At 73.8% G+C, this 1,470-nt stretch carries 1 protein-coding gene; it reads right to left on the bottom strand.

Annotated features, from left to right (window positions below; all coding sequences use genetic code 11):
• Positions 1–69 precede the first annotated feature (69 nt).
• Positions 70–1,470 (bottom strand): ABC transporter permease subunit (locus AC2CJA_RS26635; RefSeq protein WP_484605208.1); only part of this gene is annotated, 1,401 nt, incomplete at its 5' end.

Genomic DNA, 1,470 nt, shown 5'->3' with positions numbered 1-1,470 from the left:
GGGCCGGAGCCCGCGTGGCCGCCCCCTCCCCGGCGGGCTTCCCGGCCGGGCCGTCGAGGGTGCCGTGGGTCATGACTGGCTCCTGCGGAAGCGTCGGATGTTGAAGACCATGGCCGGGATCACCAGGAGCAGCAGCAGGACGCCGATGGCACTGCCCAGTCCCTGGTCGTTGCCGCCGCCGAAGGACACCAGCCACATCTGCATGGCCAGTACGTTGGCGTCCTGGAGCACCGGGCCCGGGGCGATGATGTAGACGAGGTCGAAGACCTTCATCACATTGATCACCAGCGTCACGAAGACCACGGTCAGTACGGGCGCGAGCAGCGGCACGGTGATCCCGCGGAAGATCTGCCACTCGTTCGCGCCGTCCATCCGGGCGGCCTCCAGCACGTCCCGGGGCATCGCTGCCAGTCCGGCGCCGATCAGCACCATCGAGAAACCGGTCCAGATCCACAGGTAGGCGCCGATGATCGCCGGGGTGACCAGGGCGGGACCGAGCCAGGAGATGCCGCCGTAGGGCTCGGCGAAGTTGGACGCCGGCAGCCGCAGGGCGTACGAGCCGTCCTCCAGGCCGGTGATGCGGAACGAGCCGTCGGCGGCGGTGGTGGCCTCGCCGGCCGTCCTCCCGTCGCGCACCGCCTGGACGGTCATGCCGGGCAGTCCGCGTTCACCGGAGTCGATCCGGCCCGGCTCGCCGCCCCCGCCGGGGGTGAAGTCCAGGAAGACGGTCCCGGCGAGCGCGCCTTCCCCGGCCCCGGCCCCGTCCTCGGGGGAGCCCTCGGTCGCGGCGGCGGGCTTCGCGCCCGAGGGCATCTCCTTGGGGGGCACGCCGACGACGCCGAGCGAGACGGTGCGGCCGGGCGTCAGGTCCGCGGCGGTGCCGTAGGAGCCGTCCTCGCCCTTGGCCAGGGGCGTCTCGCCGGCGTCCTCCCTGCCCCGGGCGCCGGGGTAGGCGGGGCGGTCGGCGAAGACGTCGTGGACGCCGACGGCGACGGCGTTGAGGACGCCGCGGTCGGGGTCCTGCTCGTAGGTGATGCGGAAGATGATCCCGGCGGCGAGGAAGGAGATCGCCATCGGCATGAACATCAGCAGCTTGAAGGCGGTCGCCCAGCGCACCTTCTCGGTGAGCACGGCCAGGATCAGGCCCAGGCCGGTCAGCAGGGCCGGGGCGACCACGACCCAGACCGCGGTGTTGCGGACCGCCTTGAGCGTGGTCGGGTCGCGGAACATCTCGACGTAGTTGTCCGCGCCGACGAACCGGGTGCCGGAGGCGTCGAAGAGGCTGCGGCCGACGGAGAACAGGATCGGGTACGCGACCAGCGCGCCGAGCAGCAGCAGCGCGGGCAGCAGGAAGGCGGCGGCGACGAGCCTGCGGCGGCGCGCCGCTCGCCTGCGCGGATCGTGGCCCCGGGCGGGCCCCCCCCCCGAGGAGGGGGCGCCCCCCCGGGGGGGGGCCGCCCCCCCCCGCGG

Source organism: Streptomyces sp. ATLC9, from assembly GCF_057196705.1.
Note: the sequence above shows the minus strand (reverse complement) of the source record. Positions and strands in the feature narration are given on the sequence as shown.